The organism is Christensenellaceae bacterium (assembly GCA_031260975.1).
Taxonomy (GTDB): domain Bacteria; phylum Bacillota; class Clostridia; order Christensenellales; family UBA1242; genus JAISKJ01.
The window spans coordinates 24,276-45,345 of the sequence record JAISKJ010000007.1 but is presented as its reverse complement, the minus strand read 5'-3'; the positions used below and the strand labels follow the sequence as shown (position 1 = coordinate 45,345).

Sequence of the window (21,070 nt, the reverse complement as noted above, 5' to 3'; positions counted from 1 at the left end):
GATTTCATCCTCCTTATCCTTTACCAGCGGCGTACCATGTTAAGCCGCTTGAGTCTGCTCCAAAAGTTCCGATTTTCATTCCTGTTTGATTTCTGCTATAAATATTGCCTCTGCCGTCACGATTTTGCCATGCACTGTTATTTTTAAATGCTGAAACCACGGAATAAAAATTTAAATCTGTAAAAGGTTTTGGAAAAGTCAGTGAAAAGTCTCGCATATCCCCTATGTTGTGAACGCCGCTATTCCAATATCCGCCTTGTTCTATCCATCCGCTTTTATACTTGCGCCACCAAGTGTTCATTGTCTTCCCATTCCAAGCGCTATTGTTTAATCCGTTTATGGTAACACTTCCGGTTCCGGAATCAACTACGTAATCAGCACCTGCTTTAAAGTTGTTTAGTTCAGAAATAATATCGGTTGTTATGGCATTTAAATTTGCAGCATTAATGAGTGTGCCCGCAACATTTGGCGGACCGTCATCTCTTTCGATATTAACATAAATATCAGGTTCCCCCGTAGGGACATTATTCACATCTACCTTAATTAGTCTCTTTTTACCAGCCATCCCTTGTGCTGGTACTCTGTCTACAAAATTCATAATTTTCTCCTTTTGTTTCTTTAAAATTTATTTGACCTTTATCTTCGGCATACCCCTCCTAAATATACTTTTGAAAGTATACAATAAAAACAAGTGCCTCAAAGTACAGAAAATCCTGTACTTTGAAGCGCCTTTAAATGTGGTATAATAAAAGTTTTACTTCAATAATGATTTAAGCTTAAATAGCAACGCTCCATAAGAAACCTCATCTCTTTCCATAAACTTTTTTGCTATTTTATCAAATCTACTCACACAATCCCTGACGGTTTGTTGAGATACATAATAGATTTCCCCAATTCTTCTATAAATAATATTCTTATTACTCAAAAATAGCATATGGAAGATTTTGCTGTGTTTTGTATTATTAATCAAATCATCATCAATCACATATTCATGCACCTTTTTAAACAACTTCTTAAAATAAATAACATCTTTATCCTCCAATATAACCGAATTTAACTTACAAACTTCTTTATAGCAAAACAATATGCTTTTTCTTTTGTTCATTACTTAATCTCCTGTAAAAAAACTTATTTTTCGTCAAAATATGTTTCATTTTACCATTTTATTCAAGTCTGTTTGTGTAACTTTTTGCTTATTTTTAGATATAATTAAATAGGAGCTCAGTAAATAATTAAAAAAGATTTGGGTATGGTAAATATAGTTAACAAAATCGATAAGTTGAGACAAGAGCGAGGCTGGTCAATGTATAGGTTATCCATGGAAACGGGGCTGACACAACAGACTATTCATGCGTGGTATAATCTAAAAAAACCAGCCGTTCCTTCTATTGCTACACTTGAAATTATTTGTGAAGCTTTTGGAATAACATTGGCTGATTTCTTTACGGAAAGCAATCTTATTGAAGTAACTCCTCAGATGAAAGAATTTTATGATAATTGGTGCGCTCTCTCATCCCAAGAACGTGAAGCACTTAATAACCTTACGAAAATAATATTAGATAATAAAAGGTAACTTCTTGTTCGTCTACAACCCCTTGACTTTTTTCCCAAAATTTGGTGTTTTCAATTATAATTAAGGGGTGTTTTTGAACTACAGAGGACAAAATCTGCTGCTAAAATTTATTGATATGGAAAGCGACAGCTATGACGCTGTTTTCAATGCCGTTCAAAAATATACAGTAAATAATAAAAAACATATATTTCGAAAAGAGTCATTGCAAAATGGATATATAAACTCGGAATATACTGAACTTGACTTTAAGTTCGCAGACAAAATAACTATCAGTGAAAATACCGTAAATTTTGACTTGATTGTTGAAGGCACATTTGCCACACAAGTCAAGACGAAATATGACTATGAAGATGATTCGGATACGGCATGGTTTAGACTTAACTGTCAGATGGTTGTAACCGACCATCTTTACAATTTCAAAGTTATTAATACCAACGAATACTCAAGAGTTAATTATGCAAAAGACAGCAAGTCCGCTACACAAGACTTGGTGCCCATAATTGAAAGAAAAGATTTTGATAGGGAAGCAGAAGCATTTTTAAATAAATACTGCCCTGAAGCGTTACAAAGCCCCATGCCCGTTCCTATTTATGAAATTGCAAAAAATAAAATGGGGTTAGAAGTTGTTTTGGATAAAATGCTTACTTCCGAACACGCAATATTTGGTCAAGTTTGTTTTCTAGACGGAGTAATAAAAACATATGATGAATTATCGAAACATTACATAGACACCGCCGTAAAAAGAGGGACAATATTCATTGACCCTCAAACTTATTACTATCGAAACTTAGGTTGTGTAAACAATACCATTGCACACGAAGCCTTTCACTGGGAAAGACATCGTATTTTTGCAACTATCAAAAGCCTGACTCTGAAAAAAGATATTATTGTTCACCGCTGCCCAATAAGCCAAAGCAGATTATCTAAAGATTTAGATTCCTCACCCGAGGCTTGGCTTGAATGGCAGGCAAATAATATTGCTCCCAAAATTCTAATGCCTAAAATAACAGCAGATAAAAAACTGCGTGAATTAATAACTAAATATGACTATCTGCCGGACGATAATCGCTTAGATGAGCTCAAGCTAATTATTGATGAGTTAGCTGAGTTTTTTCATTTGTCAAAACAGGCAGCCAAGATACGTGTAATTGAATTGGGCTGTGAGGAAGCGACCTTGGTTTACAATTACGACTCCGACACTTCCTTCTTATCAAATAATATCTCTAACATTGATGCTTTTTCCGAATTAATGAACAATCTCGAGTTTCAGACGCTATTCAATCAAAAATCTAATCTCTTCCGTTTTGTCGAAAACTGTTTTGTAATTAACAGCCCTGATTATATACATCATGGTAAAAATGGTTTAGAACTGACAGATTATGCAAGAGAGAATATAGAAAAATGCACCTTACAATTTAAACACAATTTAGAATTAATAGTTAAGACCAATAGAAAGAACGGTGTGTTGTACAGAGACGGTGTGGATATTAAGGATGTGGGGAAGTTTGTCAGCACACAACAAAATGAGCAAGTTATAAATGAGGCTTTGATAGCCGCTGAAAAATTTAAAAAAGATTTTGACCTTACAAAGAATCTATCCGGAACCACAGCCGAATGCATAGCCAAAGTTATGAAATCTAAAAAGTAGAACAGCAGCATATTTACGGATAAAACTGAACTGTCGGCAAACATATACAGTCAGATAAATAATGACAAAGATAAAAAGTTTGAACTGCCAACATTAATTGCAATTCTTGTGGGACTGCAAATAAGTCCAATTGTTTCTAACTACATAATCGCCAAAGCGGGCAGAATACTCAGACATGATGATATAGAGGAAAATGCATACTCATTTTTAATAACCAACTTATCCGGCAAATCTATTTTAGAATGCAATGACTTTTTAGATAGTGTAGCCGAGCAGCACAACTGTGCAATAAGAAGGCTTGGGACATTAAGCCATGCAGAAAAAGCAACGAATGAATGAAACATGATTTAAAGAGTTCAACCAAATATTAGCCGCATTTGCAAAAGTTTGTGAAAAATTTGTGAAAAACGGCACTTTTGGGGGTAATTGACTAAAATTCTAATTAATCATAAATTAGAATTTTTTTAACAGTTTTGCGATTTGATAAAATTATAACAAAAAAACCACTTGTGTTTGTAAGTGGCTTTTTTGAGTTTTTACCACAATATATTGTGGTTTTTGGTGCGCCCGTCAGGATTCGAACCCGAATCAATAGTTCCGAAGACTATTGTGTTATCCATTACACTACGGGCGCAGATTGCAATTTTTAAGGGATAAATGCGAACCCCCGTCTACCCTCTCCGAAGACCGGTGTGATATCCATTTCACTATAGGTGCAAATTTAAGCACATGCACCACCTATAGTAAGTTTATTTCAAAAACACTAATTGGTGCCTGTGTTACCTATTATACACTAAACGCACAATTTATTCAATTGTTTTTTTGTTTAGAATTGTGTTTTTTAGCAAGCCCGAAAATTTTAGAGATAATTGAATATATAGCACTTAATCGGTGTATTTACGGGGCTTTTAAATAGGCGACCAAACGGTCAGACGGTTAAAACCGCGCAGTCGGACGAATATTTGAGGTTTTGGAATGATATTTTGACTTTCAAAAATACTATAAATATAGAAACTACCCGTGGGAGGGATACTCAAAAACAAGTTTGCTAAAAAATAAATATTTTGATATAATTATAACATGAGCACAGAAAAAGAGTTTCATGATATATCTCAGTCTGAGGATATAGCGGCCATACAAAACCAAAGCAAGAAAAAAATGCCGTGGTACGCCGTTTTGCTTGCGGTTGTTTTTTGTATCGCGGCATTTATCTTGCTGTGCTATTCTGTGTTTACTTTTATCTTTGTCCGCACCGAGGTAGTAGGAGTTTCGATGCAGCCCACCTATAACATAAACCTGACTATCGGCACCGACTATGAAAACTCACCTTATAAAGATATTGTATACGTCAACCGCTTTAACAAGGGCGGACATGAAGACATTGTTGTAATAAAGCAAACCGCCACAAGAAATATAATCAAACGCATTGTTGCAGTTGAAGGCGACAAAATTGATATATTGAAAGACCCGTCTGATAATCTTTATTATGTATATATTCAATATGCCGGACAGGGTGAATTTATAAAACAAGACGAGCCCTATATCAATAGCCGTCTTGAAATGCAATTTGTATATACCGAGTGGCAAAGCTATAAACTAAACAACGGAATACCATCCTCAAGCCCGCTGACTGTGCCTGAAGGCCATGTGTTCGTAATGGGTGACAACAGAGCCCACAGCGAAGACAGCATCAATCTGGGGCCGATAAAACGAAGCGATATTGAAGGCACCGTTTCGTTTAGCCTAAGGTATAATCAAAGCTTTTTAGAGTATTGGTGGAAACGTATTTTTGGCTAAAAAATTATTTACCTCAATCAATCCTTTAGGAGTTCCTATATCAAACCTTATTCCCTTTATGTCAGCAGCATAAAGGGCTTTTTCTTTGGCCATCATATTAAACGCATCAATGATACCCTGTTCCTCTCTACCACATTCTGTGTGAATATACTCAAAAATCTGTGGCTCCAAAATGGCTGATCCGATATATGCCAGATTGCTGGGAGCCTGCTCGATTTCCGGCTTTTCAACAATTTCTTCTATCTTTATAACGTCTTGATAAATAGGTTTAACAATGCCATACCTATTTACCTCCGCTCTTTTTACTTCTTTAACGGCTATAACTGACGTACCTGTCTTATAAAAACTTTCAATAAGCTGCTGCGTACGCGACGGGTTAGCCACAAAAAGTTCGTCACCGTAATGCAACAAGAAAGGATTTTCTCCCACAAAAGTCTTTGCGCAAAGCACAGCATGCCCCGTGCCTCTGGGTTCAATCTGTCGTATAAAATGAATATTAGCCATGTTGGTGAGCTTATTTAGCTCCGCAAGAGCTGCCCCATTCCTGGTTTTCTTCATCTGCTCTTCAACTTCTATGTTTTTATCAAAGTGATCTATTATGCTTTCCTTTCCGCGTCCTACCACAATCAATATGTCTTTTATTCCGGCTTCGGCAATCTCTTCAACCACATACTGAATTATCGGTTTATTGATAGCGGGCAGCATTTCCTTTGGTATGCTTTTTGATATAGGCAGAAACCTTGTTCCAAGGCCGCCGCACAAAACAACTGCTTTTGTAATCATACAAATATATATGAAATTTTCTGCACCATTGTGCAAGTTTGTGCCGCAGGCAATTAGCAATTCACAAGACCAGAGTAATTACAAAGACGCGGTACCCATTGCGAAGCAACAAGATTGATGGGCCACAAGCGACGCAAGCAATTATTGTTTGAAAAACGATTGAAGTGTGTTAAACTATTAACATAAAAAGGAGAAACACTAAATGAAAAAAGTTTATGATTTTTTAAAAAAATGCAAAACATTTTATGTAGCTACAATTGACGGAGATCAGCCCAGAGTGCGCCCATTTGGCGTGTGTGAGATTATTGAAGATAAGTTATATTTCTCCACATCCAATACCAAACCCTTTTGGAAGCAAATAACTAAAAATCCTAACATCGAAATCTGTGCTTATGACGGCCAAATTAATTATCTGAGAGTTTCAGCAAAAGCAATCCCTGACAGCAGGAATATAGTCAAAGACGCGATGCTGAAAGGAAACCCTCACCTTGAACAAATATATAAAGAATATGATAAAACGGTAATATTGTTTTATATATCTCAGGCCACGGCCACTTTTGAGGATTTCAACGGTAAAAAAGAAATCATAAAGTTTTAATCGTTTTTACTATTCACTATTATTTATTTTTATATAACACAACATTTTATCAACTGCAATTAAAACAAACATTTGGTTGTGTTGAAATCTGCGTTCGCTCGACTTTATTCATGTAAACATGACTTATTCTCACTCTCTTGATTATAACACAATAATTGCCCGCAGGAACATGAAAGTGAGGCACCCCACCCCAGCAAAGAAAAAGACGGTATCTCCGTCTTTATTTTTTCTTATTCTTTATCACCAAGCAACTGAAGCAGATAATCTCTTCCTGCGGCTTTTTCATCGCCGCCGCCACCCATGCCCGGAAGGTTCATTGAGGCACCTTTGTTTCCGCCAATAGGTTTTGCCTGCGGAGCATCGTCATCATCGTCGTTAATCACAGGCTTTGGCGCCGGTTTGGGTGCCGGTGCCGGGGCAGGAGCTACCTGAGGAGGAGGTGCGGGTGCAGGTTGAGGAGGCGGAGCAGCCTGATACTGTGGCTGCGCCTGAGGCTGTTGCTGATATTGCGGCTGCTGTGGGGCTTGATACTGCGGTTGTTGCTGATACTGCTGTTGATATTGCTGTGTCATCCCTCCAAAACTAGGTGCGCCGCTATACATCATGTTGGGATTATAAGCCGGCTGGTTATACATTGGTTGCTGGCCATAAGGAGAAAGCTGCGGCGGAAGGTTAATTCCGTTTTGCGAAAGCCGTTGCATACCAAACATAATAACTGAACTTTCAAATTGCATAAGCTGATTTGAAACATTCATGCTAAACATATCACTCTGTCTGTCCTGACGCATTACTCTAGATAAGCTTTGCACTAAATCCACAACAGACAAAATACTGCCTACAACCGCAGCATTATTGCCATATGACATTATCATTCTGTCATTCTCAATATTTCTAAGTGCATCCGCAAATTCTTTTAGTTGCATAGTCTATCCTTTCATTTCGACAAAAAGTCGCATTGACTTAATGCAAATCACGGTTGAGGCAGAAGGCAAGCCCTCAGTGCCAGCGCCGCTCATACACCGTGCCAATGCGACCAAATGTCAGATTAGAATTGTCCAAGCAGATAGAAGCCCTTAACATTTGCCATAACTGCATCTTCTTGAATAATAAGACGTGGGTCGTTAAATAGTTTCTTTAAGTATTTTTCATATTGCAAAGCGCCACCGCCGGTAAGGATTATACGGTAGAATTTGTTAAATTCAAGTCCGAGTCCCATAATGGCTTCATGAACACGTTTTGCCTGCAACTCTTTGTGCTTTTCAGCAAGCTTTTCAAGGTCATAGTTTCCAAACGGAGTTTCTACAACATAGCTTTCAAGAAGCGCCAAGTCAAGCTGGTGAGGGTTAAGCGCATAGATGCTTGCCTCAGGATATCTGTTGTTTACTTCTTCCTGAAGATCGGCTATGTAGTCACTTACACCGATATCAAAACCAAATGTTCCTCTAACACGGCTAAACTCAAGAACAGCAAGGTCAAGGGTGCCCCAACCAATGTCCACAACAAGAGAGCGCTGCCCCAGAACCTTCTGGTTAAGCTCTTTGGTTGCAGGGTCATATACAAAGTTATACAGAGTTCCAAGCGGTTGCGGAACAACAATTACTTCAACGATATTAAATTCAATATCGCTTACCTGATCCCATTTAACTGACTTAACGGAGTGCTCGCCAACCAAAGACTGTTTAAGCTCTTCAATTACGTTTGAGTTTTTACTCAGCACGCTGGGCACACCGGTAACAACTCTGATTTGTTCCTTTCTGCCGGGCTCCAAAACGCTGGTAATACCAATAATAGCTTCAATTTTAAAGGTTGCAGAGTTATAACGCGATTTACCACGTCCACCGCTACCCATAACTGCAATGTCACCAACCTCATAAACTTCTTTGTTGTAAACATACATCTGATAGTCGGTTTTAAACGAATAAACCAGACCTGCGTCATTAATCTCTTTTATAGTGTTTCTATAGGCAAGGTTCTTATCGTCAGTCCAAACCTTGATTGTAGAGTTGGCAACGTCTATGCCCACAACTCTGCTATAATTTTTGCCGGCGTACTGAGCTCCGGTTTCACTTTTCTTTGTTTCTTTCATATTTTTTCTCCCTTTCCTTTTTATCTATTTTGATTTTTTAAAACATAGCCGAAACTATATTGTTTTAACTTCTGATTTAAGCCGTCTCCAATGTGGATACTGTATGTGTTGTCGTTTTTATTAAACTTAACCATTGAGAACAATCCGGTTTTCTTTAAGGTTTCTCCGCCAAACAGAAATACGTCAATAACCTCATCATAATTGTTATAAGCCACTACCGCAACATAACTGTTGGGTTTTTCAATATTAAAAATGTCTTTAGAAAAGGTTACGGATTTGCTTGAAGTTTTATACCCCAGCGGCAGGAATTCTCCCACATATTTGTCTGCAGCAATTGTTTTAACCGAAAGATAATTTACGTTGTTCAGCGCAGCATAGCCCGTCTGAGAACATAAAAACTGAAAGTCTTTTTTTGCTTTGATGTGCAAGGGGTCGTCAAAAAATCCTTTGTCCTTAAACTGATCGGTCAGCCGCATTGCGTTTAGATTTAGTTGATCCATATCTCTTACTCCCCTTTCTTTTTGAATTGGTCCATTACATTAAAGTCAACAGGCTTTTCTTCTTTTACTTCTTTTTTGGGCTTTTCTGTTTGAGAACCAAGATTTCTATCATTCAGTGATGACTTTTGAGTGTTGACAACCATTTGGTTAATTCTTTTGTCAAACTCAGGGTCATACTCTTTTGTGTCTCCTGCTTCTTCTTGTGCTCTTTGGTTTTTAAATACATTTTCGGCCATTACTTTTGATTTTTCATCGCTTGTCTTTTTCTCTTCATTACGCTTTGCTCTTGCTTCATTTTTTGAGCTGATAGAACCAATAATTTTCTTTCTGAATATTATCAGCAGCGCAACAATAACAACCAGCAATGCAATGCCCACAAACAAGAAAGTAACTGCCACCCAATTGTTCCAAAAATCACTAGCCAACAACAAACTCATATTCCACTCTCCTTTTATCAATTGTGACTTAAAAAGTTTGTATAATTATACCTAAATCAAAAAAATAAGTAAAGCAAATAACCCAAATTTTATGCTGAACACCTTAAAAATACACGCATTTTCATAATTTTAATATCCTTTTACGGCATTTTTGATTGGTTTGTCATTTCTTGACGATTTTTAGCGTTTTATTTTCTATAATATATCCATACTGCTCAGGGTCGTCATCGTTATATTCATAGAAGTTTTTAAGTAATTTGCCTTCATAATTATACATCGAAAGCACATGTGTAGTTCTGCCGCTTATAACATCCGCCTCATCATAGCACAGCAAAATCGAGTTGTCTCCGATATAGTTGACCTCATTAAGCTTAGAAAAATTTATGGTAACTTCATCCACTTTGGTTGAGGGCTTTAGCTTGCAGAACGAAATCTGACTGACTACATCGGGCACATTGCTTTCGGCTACCACTAAAAACACCGCGCCGGTCAGCCTCTTTATCTTTATGTCAAGTTTGGCCGACAAAACTATCAGCTGCCATGCTTTTGACACCGCATCGTTAAAGATAACGATTTTATAATATTCCTCACCATAGCGGGTGATTTTACTGACCAGCACCGAAACATCGCCATATGAAAAAATAGTAGACTTAAAATCCTTGGTGATTACCGAGTGCATGGTATAATAATCTCCCTTAATCTGATGTGCACCATCTTCAATATCTACTTTTTCTGATATTTTTATTTCGGTGTTTTCTACAAATATTTTTGCCATTTCCCACCCAATTAAAAATTTTTGTATTAACCCAGCTTTTCCAGAATTTTTAAAATATCTTCCGGCTTTACGGGTCTTGCATTTCCCAGCAGAATGTGATTCATACTGTCTTGCACTATGTCATCAAGTATATCTTTTATCTTGTCTTTTATCTTCGGAACAAACACCCCTGTGTTATTTATTATTTCACCCACGGCTGCTTTTATGCTCCTTTGTTTGGTGTAACCAAACACTTCCTTCAGATTGTCATATTTTGGTTTGTTTGCCTCATAATTAAATTCACAAACGCTTGGAGCCACAATGGCAAGCGCTATGCCCGTGTGCAGGTTTAGCCTGCCGCTAAGTGCTTCACCAATTGCGTGAATTGCGCCAAGACTGCTCATCCCCACCGCCATAGTAGAGTTAAGTGACGCTATAGCCATCTGTTTTATATACTCCACCTTGTTGGGCTCTTTGAGTATCTTTGGCATAGTCTTTACATATTCCTTAAGTGCCTCCAGCGCGAAGTTGTCGCTGGACACATTGCTAAGTGTCGAAGTATAGGCCTCAATAGCTCCGGCAAAGCATTCAAATCCGATGCCTGCCCAAAGCTTAACGGGAATATTTTTCATAAGCTCTGGGTCTATATATGTGGCCTCAGGCACCAGATAAGGGCTGAATATTCTTTGCTTGCGCCCATTTATAGTAACAGCACTTATGGCGGATATTTCCGCTCCTGTGCCACAGACCGTCGGGATTGTTATGTGATGAATGAGATTAGAGGTTATGCTGCCGGTGCCCAAGCTTCCGCCCAAAACATAATCATGCAAAAATCCACTGTGAGAGAGCAACAAACTCACCAACCTGCCGCAATCCATAACCGAGCCTCCGCCAACCGAAATTATGCAGTCTATATTTTTGTCCCTCACAGAATTGGTTATAAGATAAACCTCACCGTCAGCGGGGTTTGCGCTTATCTGCGAATATACAATATACTTGCCTTTTTTAAGATGCGGTTCTACTTTCTGCTTGAATATATCGAGTGAGTTTTTGGGCCCCGTCAAAACCAAAATGTTTTTAAATTTTTTGGTGTCAAGACGGTTTATCACTCCTATATCCAGATTGATTTTGGTAGAAACTTCCTTTTTTAGTTGTTCCATACAAAACTCCTAGTAATTAATTATAACATAACTAAGTTATGTTTAATTTATCTTCGTTCACAAATACCTGTGCAAACACGGTACTTAGCTCACTCTATGTAAATTATAACACAACAAACAAAAAAGAAAAAATCATTTGGACTGTTTTTTGCTTTTTTATAGCCTATATAACTATTATCTGCTCAAAAAACAGCGTTAAATATCCAACCGCTACGCTCAAAACAAACAATGAACCCAAAATTGCAAGATTTTGTTTAATATTTTTATTTTGCTTAAACAAAATTATAAACCCAAGTCCGGCATTAATACATAACCCGGCCAGGCACGCCCCAAACGGAATTCCGCCCACAATATAAAGCTCGGTAATAACAACAGACGAGGCGCAATTTGGAATAAGCCCCACAGCAACCGCCAACAGAGGTGTAAACCAATAGCTCTGCATCAAAAAGTCAGTTAGGGCTGCTTCCCCAACAAAATAGATTATAAACCCAAACAAAATATTTATAGCCAGAATAAATCCAAATATCTTAAGCGAATGAATTAGCGGGTGCAGAAGATATCTATGCCATCTGCTGTGCGAGTGCCCGACGCCGTTTTCACAGTCTACATGGTGCCCGCAGCAGCCTATGTGGTGCTCGTGCGGATTTTCTCTCATACGGCTTCGGCCTCTTGCATTTTTCACCGTCACCTTGAGAAGTGTAGCGTCAAGATTTTGCGCCGCCGGCTCCGCACTTGGCTGGTGCACAAATTCACCGACAGTCTGTTTATTTTTCTTAAGCCTCAGCGCTGCGTCAACCAAAAGACCCACGCTGAGCGCAAACACAAACTTAATAAGCAGCAACGGCAAAAGTGCACCTATGCTTTCAGGATTAGCTAAAATCACGGGTATCGCTTCGTCACTTGTTGCAATAAAGACTGCAAATAATGCTCCAAGCGTAATCTGACGCTTGCTATACATATCTGCCGCAACTACGCTGAAGCCGCACTGCGGAATAAGTCCGAAGCCGGCGCCGGCGATAGGCGTCCACCATTTTTTGCCTTTGATTTTTTTGGCGGTCACCGCGGTTTCAATTAGCTCTATTAATATATAGGCGGCAAGCAAAATAGGCAGTATCTTTGCGCTGTCTATCAAAGCTTCAAGCAAAACTTCCCACCACATAAAAAACTCCTTTGGTGTTTCATAATACACCAAAAGATGCATGTCCGTCAATAAAAAAACAAAAATCGTGCAGACTTCGACATTTTTTGGCATAATATATAGTAGCTAATGTTTTTTTGGTTTTATCTTATTTACTATTTACAAATTTTCTGTATAGTGCTATACTATATTTAGTAAATCTTATTAGGGGGATAAATTTATGCTTAGAGAATTTTTTGGTTTTTTAAAGAACCCACAAGAAGTAACGCCCGGAAAAATGTCCGACATGGGATATTTCATGGCTACAGCCGCACCTGTCTGCATTATTTCCGACAGCAAAACAAAAGAAGAAAAACCGCCGGAACAAAACACCTAATTTTTTGGAGGTGCATTATGTTTCTGTTTGACAAACAACAGATTGACAACATATCGTCAATAAACGATAATCAGTTTTTATTCGCAGATGGTCCGGAACCAAGAAGACCTAGTCCATGTTCATGTGAAAGCCAATCAGGGCCGGGACCAAGGGGAGGAACTCCCGTTGGGTGTCTTAAAAACGATTCACCTTGCGTGCCTTGTTATGATTGTGAGCCCGGCTTGTTTGGGCGTTTTCTAAAATTATTTGCATTATCAATGATTATGCATCAGCACTGCACCGAAGATGACGGAAAAGGACTTTTCTTATAAAACATTTTTTAAAACAGAAAAAACCCAAAGCCTTGGGTTTTTTCTGTTTTAAGTTGTCCACAACGGGGGGTGGATTTACCACTGTCGTACCCCCGCTGAAAGGTTTAAGAGTGAAGATTAAAATTTTTACGTCGCAACGACAACGTCTCCCTGAGGCAAATCCTCTTCATCCACAATTTCAACTGAGTTTTTGCTGAACTGACTGTTATAAAGCTCGGCATAAAATCCGCCTCTTACAATAAGCTCTTTGTGTGTGCCGCTTTCAATGATATTGCCGTCTTTCATAACAAGTATCAAGTCTGCATTTTTGATTGTAGAAAGCCTGTGAGCAATAACAAAACTAGTTCTTCCTTTCATAAGCTTATCCATAGCTTTTTGTATCTGCTCTTCGGTTCGGGTATCCACCGAGCTGGTGGCCTCGTCAAGTATGAGCATAGGTGCGTTTTGAACCATAGCGCGCGCTATGGTAAAGAGCTGCTTTTCACCAACACTGAGATTACTCTCTTCGCTAAGCATCATATCATAGCCTTTGGGCTGTGCCTTGATGAAATGGTCAATGTTGGCAGCCTGACAAGCCTGTTCAATCTGTTCCTGAGTGGTGCTTGGGTTTCCAAAGGCCATATTTTCTTTTATGGTGCCTTCAAACAGCCATGTGTCCTGAAGTACCATCCCAAACAAGCTTCTGACAAACTCTCTGTTCATGTCTTTTATGGATACACCGTCTATAGTTATTTCACCGCCCGTAGTCTCATAAAAGCGCATAAGAAGGTTTACGATAGTAGTTTTTCCGGCACCGGTCGGCCCTACAATCGCCACTTTATACCCGGGCTTTGCTACACAGCTGAAGTCATGAATAACTTCTTTGTCAGGGTTATATCCAAAACTTACGTTCTTAAATTCAACAAGACCCTTAACCTCAGGAATAGTAATCACCTTTTCACTCTCATCCTGCTGTTCGGTTTCATCCAAAAATTCAAATACTCTTTCGCTGGCGGCAGCCGTCTGCTGAAGCGTGCTTGCAGATGTCGCCAAGTTTTGAAGCGGCTCGTTTAATCTGTTGATGTATACAATAAAGAACGGGAGTGCTGCAAGCAAACTATAGTTTCCGGTCGAGATAACTTCCATACCCGCAACAAGAGCTATAAGCACCATATTAATGCTGCCTACTGCCCTCATCATCGGCATCATAAGTCCGCTTAAAAACTGTGATTTATACGCGCTGGCAAACAGTTTGCCATTGCCTTCATCAAATTTTTCAAGCGCTCTTTTTTCGCCGTTAAAAACTTTTACCACCGTGTGAGAAGAAAATACCTCCTCAATGTGTCCGTTGACCTCGCCCAAAGAGCGCTGCTGACGTATAAAATATTTTTGTGAAATTTTAATTATAACAAACATTCCAACCAAAACCAGCAAAACCACGCCAAGTGCTATAAGCGTCCACTTAACGTTTATCGTAAACATTAAGACCGGTATGCCTATTGCAGTAACACACGCCATCACAAGACTGCTTAAGCTCATGTTCAATGTTTGTGCAATGGTGTCAATGTCGTTTGTTATGCGGCTCAAAGTGTCTCCATAAAGGTTGTTGTCATAATACTTGAGAGGCAGCTTGTTTATCTTTTCAATCATTTCACTTCTAAGTTTCTTTGTTATTTTGGCTGTGATGCCGGCAAATATAAAGCTCTGAATAAAGTTAAATATTGCGCTCAAAACATACATTCCCAAAACAATAAGGCTGAAATAAATAATCACGCCCATATCAATCGGCAAACCTTTAAGCACATTAGTGATTTCATCTGTTATGTTAATTGATATTTTTGGTCCCAATATTGATATTACGCTGGCCATCACCACGAGTGTTAAGGCTACCACTAAAATCACACGCATAGGTTTGAGATATTTTAATAGTTTGCCTATACTCTTCTTAAAATTTTTCGGCTTCTCAGCCACTCTCATGCGGCCGCCCGGTCCGCCGCCCATTGGAGGACCGCTCTTTTTCTCACTCATTTTTCAGTTCCTCCTTGCTCAATTGGCTGAACGCAATTTCTTTATATATCTCGCAGGACTTAAGAAGCTCTTTGTGTGTGCCGCACCCTACAACCATACCCTTTTCAAGCACCAAAATTTGGTCAGCATCCATAATTGAACCTACACGCTGCGCCACAATAAACTTAGTGGCCGAGGTACAGTTTTCTTTAAGGCTCGCCCGCAGTGCCTTGTCAGTTTTATAGTCAAGGGCCGAAAAGCTGTCATCAAATATGTATATTTCCGGATTTTTAACCACGGCACGTGCAATCGATAATCTTTGACGCTGTCCACCCGAAACGTTTTTTCCGCTCTGGGCTATCTGATAGTCAAGCCCGCCTTCCATCTCAAACACAAACGACGACTGAGCAATTTCAAGTGCTCGGTTTATTTCCTGATCATCGGCATTCTGTTTGCCGTATTGTATGTTTTCTCTGATGCTTCCGCTAAAGAGCACTCCTTTTTGCGGAACAAAACCAAGCTTATTGTTGAGTGCCTCAAATTTATAATCTCTTACATTTATACCATCAATCAAAATTTCGCCGTCGGTTGCGTCAAAAAATCTTGGGATAAGATTTATCAGCGTACTTTTTCCGCTGCCGGTAGAGCCTATAAAAGCAACCGTCTGCCCGCCGTGTGCCGTAAACGAAATATCTTTCAGCATATATTCATCGGCATCGGGATATTTAAAGCTTACATTTTTAAATTCCACCTGCCCATGCAGATTCTGCGAATTTCTTTCTCTTATTTCCTCTTCACCCAAAGCTCCCTCTATAATTTGGTTTCGGGTGTTAAGCACTTCTCTTATACGGTTTGCCGACACCTGACCGCGCGGTATCATAATAAACAGCATAGCAATAATCAAAAAGCTCATAATAATCTGAATTCCGTATGTTGCAAACAAGACAACAGTATCATAATTTGTTGCGCCTGTTCCAATAAGCTCAGCCCCCAGCCAATAAATCATTACCGTAAGCGTTCCGAAAATAAGCATTACTATAGGCATAAGCATAGCTGAAATACGTGCAACAAACAAGTTCATATTAGTAAGAGAGGAGTTGACCCCTTCAAACTTTTGCTGCTGAATATTTTCGGCTCCGTTTGCTCTTATAACTCTGATACCTGTCAGATTTTCTCTTGACACCGAACTCAATTTGTCGTTAAGTTTTTGAATTTTTGAAAACTTGGGCAGAATAAATGCTGCAAGAGTTCCCAGCAGAATAATCAGTACCGCAACAGCTATCCAAATTACTGACGACAGCTCTATGCTTTTACCTATAATCTTTGTTGCCGCAATTACGACCATAATGGGAGAATATACCGCCATCCTCAAGGTCATAACCAAAACCGTCTGAAGCTGAGTTATGTCGTTGGTTGTTCGCACAATCAAGCTGGGAGTAGAAAATTTATTCATCTCCTGCATCGAAAATCCGTTTACCTTTTCAAACAGCTTTCTTCTTACCGTGCGGCTAAGCCCTGCCGCTACGCGGGTAGCAAACCAAATGCTTATAACCGAACAAGCAATTGAGCCTCCTACAATAAGAAGCATGTGCCAGCTCTTGTCCCATATCTCTGCGCTTGTGGGAGCCTGCCCGGGTCCGAACAATCCTATTATCTGGGTCATATATTCGGGCACGGTCAAATCAAGCCACACACCTGCACCGGTAAGTGCCAAAACCAGGACCACCATAACCCATTCATGCCACTTTAAATATTTTAATATCTTTATCATAATTTCTCCTCAATTGCCTTCATACAATTTTCAAGCATCTTTTTTTTAACGCGCCTAAACACTTCTATGTCTTTTTTGTCTATTCCTTCAAAGCTGGTTTTATACCACTTCTGAGTAATCTCACGAATTTTTCCGGCAATCTCCTGCCCATCTGAGGTGAGCCGAATTAGCGTCCGCTTATCCTGCGTTATCTTTTCTATAAGCTGTTTATTTTCAAGCTCAGACATCACCCTTGATGAATTTGCTTTGTCATAACCCAATATTCTGGTGGCCTCAATCTGAGTTATCCCCTCACCTGATTTTGCAATCAATGCAATGTAGGGTACTTGAGGGCCGGTTATACCCAACTCTGCCGCCTTTTTGTCAAAATAACTCTTTAGTATCATCTTAGCCCTGTTTATCTGCACTGACGGAAAGTCTCCCTCTGAATACATACCCCTACCTCCTGTTTTTTTTGTCTGCTGAAATCTCGTTATAATAAAAAATATCTTGCGGCAATTCTTTCATCGGTAAATTTATAAATTATTTAACCGCAAAAAGCCTGCTCGATATTTTAGAGATATCAGTATTATATTCCAACATGGTTGAGTTGTCAACTACTTTTTGTGAATATTTTTGTTTTTTTTATTTTCTCATTTATATATAAAAACCGTTGGCAGAGCCAACGCCATAAAAAATAAGTCTGTATTGGTTTGATAAAAAAAATACTTAATAGCTGTTTTTCTTTGCTACAAAAAACAGACCGACCGTTCGGTTCTAACCGTCTGGTCGGTCTATTTTTTAAAACTTAAACTTTTCTATTCTTTTTTTCAAACTCTGTTATACGTTCTTCAACTCTATCCCAATTTATTATATTAAGATAGTCATCAATATAATCTGTTCTGACGTTGTAATGCTTCAAATAATACGCGTGCTCCCAGACGTCCAGGTTCAAAATCGGATATAAATTCAGCGGAATGGGTGTATCCTGATTTGCGGTCTTTATAAGTTTCAGTTCACCAGCCTTGTTAAATCCCAGCCATGCATAGCCCGAGCCAAACACACCAAGACCCATAACTTTAAGTTGTTCCTTAAACTTATCCATGCTGCCAAAGCTTTTGTCTATAAGCTGAGAGGTTTTAGGTCCTATCTTGGTGCCGCCGTTTATCAGCCCGTCAAAATACAGCCTGTGATTATATACCCCGCCACCGTTGTTTATGACCGCGGTCTGTATGTCAGCCGGAAGCCTGGCTGCGTTATAAAGCAGTTCTTCCAATGTCCACTCCTGATATTTGGGCTGATTATGCAGCACTGTGTTCAGGTTGTCGATATAAGTCTGTAAATGCTTGTCATGATGAAGCATCATAGTTTTTTCGTCAATGTATGGTTCCAACGCATTATAGGCATAAGGAAGAGGAAGATTTACAAAGGGATATTTGTTGTTTGTTTCCATATATGTCTCCTTTTTCACTCAGCACCAAACTGTTCTTTGGCTTTCCTTTTGTCAGACAGCTTTTGAAAGAATTTCACTATCTCGCACACCGGAATAATCATCAGCGACATCACGATTGTGACAATCCACTGCATCAGCGACAACTCTGCCACCTGGAACAGATAACTCATAAACGGCACGAAGCAAACTACCGCAATAAGCGCCAAGCCTATTATAAATGCTATCCAGAACATTTTGTTTTTGAAAGGATTGCTCTTGAATACTGAACCGGTTGTTCTCACATTAAACATGTGCAGTATCTGTATCAGGTTAAGCGAAATAAATACCATTGTTGCCGCAATTACATCTGAGTTAAACATATACAGTCCTGCCATAAATGCGCCTACAACAATTATAGCTTCAAATATTCCCTGATAGAGAATATTTACGCCAATCCTGCCGCCGATAATGCTTGCACTACTCCTTCGCGGCGGCCGCATCATAACATTACGTTCGGCGTTTTCCATGCCAAGGGCCACTGCCGGCAGCGTATCGGTAACAAGGTTTATAAACAAAATCTGTATGGGCAGAAGTACGGTAAGTTCGGGATAAGCAAGTGTCAAGGAGAATAAGACCAAAACTTCAGCAATGTTACAACTTAACAAGAACTGTATGGTTTTTTGTATATTACTGAATATCTTTCGGCCCTCTTCAACTCCCACAACAATAGTTGCAAAGTTGTCGTCGGTCAAAACCATATCTGCCACTTCCTTGGTCACTTCGGTGCCGGTTATGCCCATACCGATGCCTATATGTGCAGATTTTATGCTCGGCGCGTCGTTTACTCCGTCACCCGTCATAGCTACAACCTTTCCGTTTGCCCTCAAAGCTCTTACTATTCGCACCTTATGCTCAGGGCTCACTCTTGCAAAAACCGAAAACCTGACAATTTCCACTTTAAGCTCTTCGTCATTGAATTTATCCAGATATGCTCCTTCAATTACCTCTTCTCTCGATTTTATCATTTTCAGCTCTTTTGCAATGGCATAGGCTGTGTCCATATGGTCGCCTGTTATCATAACAGCTTTCATTCCGGCAGTTTTACATTTCTTGATTGCCTCCTCAACCTCTGCTCTTGGCGGGTCCATCATGCCGCTGAGCCCCACAAATGTCAGGTTCTTTTCTGCAATGTCACCTGCCTCAATGTGTTGAGCAGACACACCGCTAAAATCGCTTATGGCATAACCCAAAACTCGCAGAGCCTTGTGCCCCATGGTGCTTGCTATATTCATTATAACCTGCTTGTCTTCATCAGTTATTTTTCGTCTGGTGCCGTTTATTATAATATGCGTTACGCGTTTCAAGATTTCGTCGGCGGCACCTTTGGTATACACTACCACTCTTTCGCCGTCAATGTTGGCTGTTGACATAAGCTTTCGCTGACTATCAAACGGAATTTCTCCCAAGCGCTTATGCTTCATTTCAAGTCCGCGTTTTTTATAGTCAAACTTTTCGGCAAACTCCGCAAGAGCCGTTTCAGTGGGGTCACCCAAATAAACCTCATCATGCTTGTGGCTGTCGTTGCAAAGCGTCATACATTTAAGAAGGTTTATGGAGTTGGGTACCTGAGGGTCAAACTCTTCGGTAACAATAAGCCTGCCGTCCAGATACACTTCACGCACTGTCATTTTGTTTTGAGTGATTGTGCCGGTTTTGTCAGAACATATCACGTCGCAGCACCCCAGCGTTTCGACTGCGTGCAGTCTTTTGATTATAACATTCTTTTTAGCAAGCCTCATTACTCCAAGTGACAATATTATGGTCACTACTGCAGGCAAGCTTTCAGGGATTGCCGCAACGGCAAGGGCTACCGCCGTCAAAAAGGCATTGAGCGGCTCGCCGGGTTTTACAAATATATCCACCGCAAAAATTACAGCAGCGATAGCAAGCACTGATATTGTGATTATTCCGCCAAGCTTTACAAGACTTTTTTCAAGCGGAGTTTTGTCGGTCTCTTTGCTGCCAAGCATAGTTGCAATCTTTCCTATCTCGGCCTCAACGCCAGTAGCCACTGCAATACCCACACCCCGGCCATACGCCACCGTGCTTCCGCTAAAGCACATATTACGCCTGTCGCCGATAGGGGTCTTTTTGGGAAGAACTACTCCCGCTTCTTTACGAGCAGCTCCGCTCTCACCCGTAAGGGCAGCTTCGGAGCATCGCAAACTTGCAATTTCAGTCAGGAGTATGTCCGCAGGAACTATGTCGCCAGCCTCAAGGACTATTGTATCTCCTACAACTATCTCATGGGTAGGAATACTCATTCTCTTGCCACCTCTTATTACTCTGGCGGTAGGCTCGCTCATCTTTTTAAGCGACTCCATAGCGTTTTCGGCCTTCATTTCCTGAACAAGCCCCATAAAGGCATTTATCAAAACTATAATAATAATAATTATGGCGTCAATGACCTCCGTCATATCACCGTGGGCACTGAAAAGGCCTACAAACAACGATACTACAGCCGCAGCCACCAAAATGATTATCATAATGTCTTTAAACTGTTTAATAAAACGTAAAAACATACTCGGCTTCTTGATTTCGGGAAGCTTGTTCTCTCCATACTTTTTCAGCCGAATTTTTGCCTCTTCGTCGCTCAGCCCCTCTTCGGTGGCACCAAGCTCACTATATACCTCTTCTACTTTTTTGTTGTGAAAATCAGGCATAATAACCCCTTTAAAAAT

At 39.7% G+C, this 21,070-nt stretch carries 21 protein-coding genes and 1 tRNA gene; 6 read left to right on the top strand and 16 right to left on the bottom strand.

Going from position 1 to position 21,070, the window contains the following annotated elements; all coding sequences use genetic code 11:
* Positions 1 to 13 precede the first annotated feature (13 nt).
* Entirely contained in the window at positions 14 to 598 is a 585-nt protein-coding gene (locus tag LBN07_05250) for a hypothetical protein (GenBank protein ID MDR0850847.1), read from the bottom strand.
* 156 nt (positions 599 to 754) lie between these two features.
* On the bottom strand, positions 755 to 1,105 hold the full coding sequence (locus tag LBN07_05245) for a hypothetical protein (GenBank protein ID MDR0850846.1): 351 nt from the start codon (positions 1,103 to 1,105) through the stop codon (positions 755 to 757).
* A 144-nt stretch (positions 1,106 to 1,249) separates the two neighbouring features.
* Between LBN07_05245 and LBN07_05240 the strand changes: the two genes are divergently transcribed.
* The 3 genes from LBN07_05240 (at position 1,250) to LBN07_05230 (ending at position 3,560) form a co-directional block, all read left to right on the top strand.
* Positions 1,250 to 1,573, top strand: coding sequence for a helix-turn-helix transcriptional regulator (locus LBN07_05240; GenBank protein ID MDR0850845.1), 324 nt, complete (start codon positions 1,250 to 1,252; stop codon positions 1,571 to 1,573).
* Positions 1,574 to 1,688: 115 nt separating this feature from the next.
* Positions 1,689 to 3,221 (top strand): hypothetical protein, encoded by a 1,533-nt coding sequence (locus tag LBN07_05235; protein MDR0850844.1) that lies wholly within the window; start codon positions 1,689 to 1,691, stop codon positions 3,219 to 3,221.
* Positions 3,222 to 3,329: 108 nt separating this feature from the next.
* The gene (locus LBN07_05230; protein MDR0850843.1) at positions 3,330 to 3,560 is read left to right on the top strand and encodes a hypothetical protein; all 231 of its coding nucleotides are present in this window, start codon (positions 3,330 to 3,332) and stop codon (positions 3,558 to 3,560) included.
* 220 nt (positions 3,561 to 3,780) lie between these two features.
* Here LBN07_05230 and LBN07_05225 read toward each other — a convergent pair.
* Positions 3,781 to 3,855, bottom strand: a tRNA-Arg gene (locus LBN07_05225).
* Between the two features lie 446 nt (positions 3,856 to 4,301).
* On the opposite strand from LBN07_05225, the gene lepB reads away from it, so the two are divergent.
* Entirely contained in the window at positions 4,302 to 5,018 is a 717-nt protein-coding gene (lepB, locus tag LBN07_05220) for a signal peptidase I (protein MDR0850842.1), read from the top strand.
* Here lepB and LBN07_05215 read toward each other — a convergent pair.
* A complete protein-coding gene (locus tag LBN07_05215) occupies positions 4,986 to 5,801 on the bottom strand; it encodes a UTP--glucose-1-phosphate uridylyltransferase (protein ID MDR0850841.1) in 816 nt (271 codons plus the stop codon). The two genes, lepB and LBN07_05215, sit on opposite strands and share 33 nt — an antisense overlap.
* A gap of 202 nt (positions 5,802 to 6,003) precedes the next feature.
* Between LBN07_05215 and LBN07_05210 the strand changes: the two genes are divergently transcribed.
* A complete protein-coding gene (locus tag LBN07_05210; GenBank protein MDR0850840.1) occupies positions 6,004 to 6,399 on the top strand; it encodes a pyridoxamine 5'-phosphate oxidase family protein in 396 nt (131 codons plus the stop codon).
* Between the two features lie 230 nt (positions 6,400 to 6,629).
* Here LBN07_05210 and LBN07_05205 read toward each other — a convergent pair whose 3' ends face one another.
* From LBN07_05205 to LBN07_05175, 7 genes are all read right to left on the bottom strand, one after another.
* The gene (locus LBN07_05205; GenBank protein ID MDR0850839.1) at positions 6,630 to 7,322 is read right to left on the bottom strand and encodes a hypothetical protein; all 693 of its coding nucleotides are present in this window, start codon (positions 7,320 to 7,322) and stop codon (positions 6,630 to 6,632) included.
* Between the two features lie 122 nt (positions 7,323 to 7,444).
* Entirely contained in the window at positions 7,445 to 8,485 is a 1,041-nt protein-coding gene (locus LBN07_05200) for a ParM/StbA family protein (GenBank protein ID MDR0850838.1), read from the bottom strand.
* A 20-nt stretch (positions 8,486 to 8,505) separates the two neighbouring features.
* The gene (locus LBN07_05195; protein MDR0850837.1) at positions 8,506 to 8,985 is read right to left on the bottom strand and encodes a hypothetical protein; all 480 of its coding nucleotides are present in this window, start codon (positions 8,983 to 8,985) and stop codon (positions 8,506 to 8,508) included.
* 5 nt (positions 8,986 to 8,990) lie between these two features.
* Positions 8,991 to 9,422, bottom strand: coding sequence for a hypothetical protein (locus LBN07_05190; protein MDR0850836.1), 432 nt, complete (start codon positions 9,420 to 9,422; stop codon positions 8,991 to 8,993).
* Positions 9,423 to 9,585: 163 nt separating this feature from the next.
* The gene (locus LBN07_05185) at positions 9,586 to 10,197 is read right to left on the bottom strand and encodes a hypothetical protein (GenBank protein ID MDR0850835.1); all 612 of its coding nucleotides are present in this window, start codon (positions 10,195 to 10,197) and stop codon (positions 9,586 to 9,588) included.
* 26 nt (positions 10,198 to 10,223) lie between these two features.
* Complete coding sequence (locus LBN07_05180) at positions 10,224 to 11,336, bottom strand: iron-containing alcohol dehydrogenase (protein MDR0850834.1); 1,113 nt, start codon at positions 11,334 to 11,336, stop codon at positions 10,224 to 10,226.
* 163 nt (positions 11,337 to 11,499) lie between these two features.
* Positions 11,500 to 12,495, bottom strand: coding sequence for an arsenic efflux protein (locus LBN07_05175; GenBank protein ID MDR0850833.1), 996 nt, complete (start codon positions 12,493 to 12,495; stop codon positions 11,500 to 11,502).
* 199 nt (positions 12,496 to 12,694) lie between these two features.
* Here LBN07_05175 and LBN07_05170 point away from each other — a divergent pair, with 199 nt between their 5' ends.
* Positions 12,695 to 12,850: a hypothetical protein gene (locus LBN07_05170; GenBank protein ID MDR0850832.1), complete on the top strand. Its 156-nt coding sequence runs from the start codon at positions 12,695 to 12,697 to the stop codon at positions 12,848 to 12,850.
* A gap of 437 nt (positions 12,851 to 13,287) precedes the next feature.
* On the opposite strand, the gene LBN07_05165 is transcribed toward LBN07_05170, so the two are convergent.
* The 5 genes from LBN07_05165 to LBN07_05145 form a co-directional block, all read right to left on the bottom strand.
* Positions 13,288 to 15,168, bottom strand: coding sequence for an ABC transporter ATP-binding protein/permease (locus LBN07_05165; protein ID MDR0850831.1), 1,881 nt, complete (start codon positions 15,166 to 15,168; stop codon positions 13,288 to 13,290).
* Complete coding sequence (locus LBN07_05160; protein ID MDR0850830.1) at positions 15,161 to 16,918, bottom strand: ABC transporter ATP-binding protein/permease; 1,758 nt, start codon at positions 16,916 to 16,918, stop codon at positions 15,161 to 15,163. Before LBN07_05160 ends, LBN07_05165 begins: the two co-directional genes overlap by 8 nt.
* Positions 16,915 to 17,352: a MarR family winged helix-turn-helix transcriptional regulator gene (locus LBN07_05155; protein MDR0850829.1), complete on the bottom strand. Its 438-nt coding sequence runs from the start codon at positions 17,350 to 17,352 to the stop codon at positions 16,915 to 16,917. The genes LBN07_05160 and LBN07_05155 overlap by 4 nt, the downstream gene beginning before the upstream one ends.
* Positions 17,353 to 17,705: 353 nt before the next feature.
* On the bottom strand, positions 17,706 to 18,350 hold the full coding sequence (locus tag LBN07_05150) for a superoxide dismutase (protein ID MDR0850828.1): 645 nt from the start codon (positions 18,348 to 18,350) through the stop codon (positions 17,706 to 17,708).
* 14 nt (positions 18,351 to 18,364) lie between these two features.
* Complete coding sequence (locus tag LBN07_05145; GenBank protein MDR0850827.1) at positions 18,365 to 21,052, bottom strand: calcium-translocating P-type ATPase, PMCA-type; 2,688 nt, start codon at positions 21,050 to 21,052, stop codon at positions 18,365 to 18,367.
* Positions 21,053 to 21,070: the final 18 nt, after the last annotated feature.

Coding starts and splice junctions, on each gene's coding strand:
- LBN07_05155 (MDR0850829.1), bottom strand. CDS start 17,352: ATGTATTCAGAGGGAGACTTTCCGTCAGTGCAGATAAACAGGGCTAAG.
- LBN07_05150 (MDR0850828.1), bottom strand. CDS start 18,350: ATGGAAACAAACAACAAATATCCCTTTGTAAATCTTCCTCTTCCTTAT.
- LBN07_05190 (MDR0850836.1), bottom strand. CDS start 9,422: ATGAGTTTGTTGTTGGCTAGTGATTTTTGGAACAATTGGGTGGCAGTT.
- LBN07_05235 (MDR0850844.1), top strand. CDS start 1,689: ATGGAAAGCGACAGCTATGACGCTGTTTTCAATGCCGTTCAAAAATAT.
- LBN07_05245 (MDR0850846.1), bottom strand. CDS start 1,105: ATGAACAAAAGAAAAAGCATATTGTTTTGCTATAAAGAAGTTTGTAAG.
- LBN07_05210 (MDR0850840.1), top strand. CDS start 6,004: ATGAAAAAAGTTTATGATTTTTTAAAAAAATGCAAAACATTTTATGTA.
- LBN07_05180 (MDR0850834.1), bottom strand. CDS start 11,336: ATGGAACAACTAAAAAAGGAAGTTTCTACCAAAATCAATCTGGATATA.
- LBN07_05200 (MDR0850838.1), bottom strand. CDS start 8,485: ATGAAAGAAACAAAGAAAAGTGAAACCGGAGCTCAGTACGCCGGCAAA.
- LBN07_05240 (MDR0850845.1), top strand. CDS start 1,250: ATGGTAAATATAGTTAACAAAATCGATAAGTTGAGACAAGAGCGAGGC.
- LBN07_05185 (MDR0850835.1), bottom strand. CDS start 10,197: ATGGCAAAAATATTTGTAGAAAACACCGAAATAAAAATATCAGAAAAA.
- lepB (MDR0850842.1), top strand. CDS start 4,302: ATGAGCACAGAAAAAGAGTTTCATGATATATCTCAGTCTGAGGATATA.
- LBN07_05195 (MDR0850837.1), bottom strand. CDS start 8,985: ATGGATCAACTAAATCTAAACGCAATGCGGCTGACCGATCAGTTTAAG.
- LBN07_05145 (MDR0850827.1), bottom strand. CDS start 21,052: ATGCCTGATTTTCACAACAAAAAAGTAGAAGAGGTATATAGTGAGCTT.
- LBN07_05170 (MDR0850832.1), top strand. CDS start 12,695: ATGCTTAGAGAATTTTTTGGTTTTTTAAAGAACCCACAAGAAGTAACG.
- LBN07_05160 (MDR0850830.1), bottom strand. CDS start 16,918: ATGATAAAGATATTAAAATATTTAAAGTGGCATGAATGGGTTATGGTG.
- LBN07_05205 (MDR0850839.1), bottom strand. CDS start 7,322: ATGCAACTAAAAGAATTTGCGGATGCACTTAGAAATATTGAGAATGAC.
- LBN07_05165 (MDR0850831.1), bottom strand. CDS start 15,168: ATGAGTGAGAAAAAGAGCGGTCCTCCAATGGGCGGCGGACCGGGCGGC.
- LBN07_05250 (MDR0850847.1), bottom strand. CDS start 598: ATGAATTTTGTAGACAGAGTACCAGCACAAGGGATGGCTGGTAAAAAG.
- LBN07_05215 (MDR0850841.1), bottom strand. CDS start 5,801: ATGATTACAAAAGCAGTTGTTTTGTGCGGCGGCCTTGGAACAAGGTTT.
- LBN07_05175 (MDR0850833.1), bottom strand. CDS start 12,495: ATGTGGTGGGAAGTTTTGCTTGAAGCTTTGATAGACAGCGCAAAGATA.